2 protein-coding genes are annotated in these 3668 nt (G+C 28.0%); both read right to left on the reverse strand.

Annotated elements, in window-relative coordinates; translation table 11 throughout:
• A partial coding sequence (locus ACOTVC_RS08415) for a filamentous hemagglutinin N-terminal domain-containing protein (RefSeq protein WP_421628298.1) occupies positions 1 to 941 on the reverse strand: 941 nt, incomplete at its 3' end.
• 25 nt (positions 942 to 966) lie between these two features.
• The gene (locus ACOTVC_RS08420; protein ID WP_421628300.1) at positions 967 to 3291 is read right to left on the reverse strand and encodes a hypothetical protein; all 2325 of its coding nucleotides are present in this window, start codon (positions 3289 to 3291) and stop codon (positions 967 to 969) included.
• Between the last annotated feature and the right edge of the window lie 377 nt (positions 3292 to 3668).

Raw genomic sequence — 3668 nt, forward strand, 5'->3', positions numbered from 1 at the left:
ATATTTCCAACCAATCTAAACTCATCAATTTCTCTAGTAACACCTAAACCTTCATTCCAACCTTTTGCAAAGTGCCACCATTCTATGGCATTATCTTTTTCATTTCCCATGTTACCTATAGTTAGAGCTTTTTTAAAGTTAGAGCTTCCTTTATGTGTTGTGCCACTAGAATCTTTATAATTTACTACATTTATTTTTACATTATCACCAAAGTTATATTTATCTTCTGCAAATTTTATCATTTGTCTTTGTATATAGCCACCCTCTGTAGCTGTTACATTGATAGTGGAATTTAAATTTGTGCTATCTGCATCTATATATACATTTTTTCCAACTAAATGCGTAGTAGATTTTTCATTACCTAATTTACCACCTTGTACATCTACCTTATTCCCTATAAGTAATACATCATTAGCATTAATATTACCCATATTAACTACATTACCTGCTTTAGATGGTTTAAACACAGGAGAAAAAGTTGTATAATCTATAACTTTTCCATTTGTGTATTTTCCATCTGCAAACTCTTGCATACTTTTACTATCCATCGATGAAGTCGAAGCCACAAAGCGATTAGCATTGATAGTTCCTGTTTTAGTAATGATTACTCCATTAGGATTGATTAAAAAGACATTATTACCACCTGCATTTAATAAACCTTCTATGGTAGATTTACTAGTACCATGAGCAATGTTTAGGTAGTTTTTATCAGTTCCTCCAAAATTTACCTTTTCACCTTGGCCTATGCTAAAGCCACCACCCCATTGTATGACTGAGTTTTTTCCATTACCTATGATATTCATAGTTTTATCATTTGGTTTGTTTATACTCCCACTAGTCCCATGAGTAAATTTACCTCCACTAGGTAAAGCCATTAGTGGAGAAAATAACATTGATACCGTTACACCTGAGAGTATGATATGATTTGCTAACTTTTTCATAATTAATCCTTTTTGGTATATTGCTTTAGTTTAAATTCACTACTATGTTTTTTGCATCTTTGCTTACACTTAGAGTGTATTTAGCTTTTTGAACTTTTGCTTTGATGTTTTTATGTAAGCTTTGGTTATTTTTAGTGATAGTTTCTAATAAGCTTTGTAAGTCTTTTTGATTTAGTTGTTTATTGTTTGCATCTACAAAGCCTTTTTCACTTTGCATTAAAATAAAGCTTTTATTTTTTACATTATTGTTTGCATATACATTAATAGAACTATCTTTAGAAAGATTAATAGCTTCTTTAGCACTTAAATAAGTTTTAGTATCATCTTTTAAGATAAAGCTATAATGATCAAAGTTATTGATAGTATTTGCTTTTATACTTGTATTTAATACTAAATGATTATTAGTGCCACTTTTATGCATTAGAGCTTTTGAAACAAAGTTATTATCTTCTTTAGTTTGTAAAAAGCTACCTGCTAATACATCTATATTGGTATTATTAAAAATATTAGTATTACCACTTAGATATAAGGTATTATTATAGCTTTTATCATTTTCACTATATACACCAGAAGCTGCTATGATGATAGTAGAGTTGTTTTTATACTCATCTATATTTAAATTATTTATATGAGTATAATTATCATGAGTATTCTTAGCTATACCTGCACTAATTACTACTTCACCTTCTCTTTTATCAGAAGCTGTTCCTAGAGCTAGATTATCAAAGATAAAAGTATTATTAGCACTTTCAGTATTAGCATTAATAACATAAACATTAGAACTAGCTGCACTTGAATAATCTTTAATATTTAAAGTATTATCATTAGCATTTTCATTAGCTCTTAAAATGATTTTAGAACCTTTATCTATATTAGAAGCATTTGATAAAGATTGCACAAGATTATATTTTATAGTGTTTTTTTCTAAATTATCAGCTTCTATAATAGCAGTGAGGTTTCTACCTGATTTTACATTATCTAAAACTATACTATTAGCATTAGCACTACTTGCATAATAATCTTTATCATTTAAACTAACCTTGCTTACTCCATATAAATATAAAGGCATAGCAATGTTTGAGTTTTTAATATTAATGCTATTATTATTTGCTTTAGAACTTAGAGTTTGTGCTGCTGTGATTTGAATTTTATCTTGATGATTTTCAACAGTAATACCTTGAGTTAAATCCCCATTGATATGAATACTATTTCTATTAGCTCCTTTAGTAGCTACCCCACCATAAAGATTAAACTCATTTTTACCTGTAAAATTAGAATTAATTTCAAATGGTTTTTTTAGATTAATGCTAATGCTATTATCATTAGCTATACCATTATTAGTTATACCTGCATAAAAGTCTAAAAGTGCTTTTACCTCTACATTAGTATTTAATGCTAATAAGGTTTGTAAGTCTTTTATATCTATAGTATTTTTATAAGCATTACCTTGTATGATTTTACCCCCATAGATTTCTCCTACTAAGATAGCATTATAAGCTAATGGGGTATTTTTAGTATCTACTCTTAAATCTAGTTTTAAATCATTGATTAATACACTATTATTACTTACTTCATAACTTTGATTATTATTAACATCCACAAAAGCTCCTCCTAAGTGAGTAGCAGCTGATGTTGAATATGCTCCACTTGGACCATGGACTAATAAAGAAGCTCCATCTATAATAACTTTATTATTTTTAGCATTAGCATTATAAGTAATAGCTCCTGTTACATGAGTCATTCTCTCATCAAAGATATTATCCCCTAAAGTGCTTTGTCTATAAGGGGTAGTATGAAAGTCTATCTTTACGCCTTTATTTAATATAACTGTATTATTATTAGCATTAGCATCTACACCAAAAGCACCCACTACATAAGGAGCACCATTTAAAGGTAAGGTATAGGTGTTTTCAACACCCATATTTACATAGGCATCTTTTAAGAAATTTAAAGTGTTATTACTTACTTCACCTTTTCTAGCTATGGCTGGAGTGATTAAAAAATTATATTTATTATCCAAACCACTAGCTTTAGGATTAATTACTTCTTTATCAGTAGGTTTTAAATAATATACTGAAGATAATTCCCCTGCTTTTAATACTAAGGTATTATTATTAGCTTTTGCATTAAAAGTATAAGCAGAAACTAAAAAAGGTATATAGCTGATTTGATTTAGGGTAGTATTAGCTGAGTTAGAACTATGAAAGCCATTAACTACAAAAATATCTTCTTTAATACTTGGAGTGAGTATGTCTTGTTTAAAATATAAATCATTCATTTTTGCATGAGCTTTATCTTTAGGATTATCATAGATTAAAGTGATATTTGAAAGATTTTTATTAGTAGCCATTTGACCATAGAAGTTTTTACCACTTAAGAGTTTATAAGTATCAAGATTATAATCATAGACATCATTGTTCTCATAATGGTGTTTTTTAATTATATAAGCATTAGAAGTTTTATCATAATTTGCCTGAGTGGCAGCTTCTAAAGAACTTAGTGAAAAAATAGTAAATAAAGAAAGTTTTAAAAGATTAGAGTTTTTATAGTTTTTTAAAGAATTTAAAGTGTGTGAGTTAAAACGAAAATTATCGTATCCCCCCCCCCGTGAGGCGATTTTTAGCTGTGCTTATATGCATTGAAAAAGTCCTTTTTATATATTTTGCATGTTTTATAAGCTAATATTAGTATTTTATTTATAAATTTTTACTTAAGTATAATTTAAGA

This window comes from Campylobacter sp. GB48, from assembly GCF_049221845.1.
GTDB lineage: Bacteria > Campylobacterota > Campylobacteria > Campylobacterales > Campylobacteraceae > Campylobacter_D > Campylobacter_D lari_C.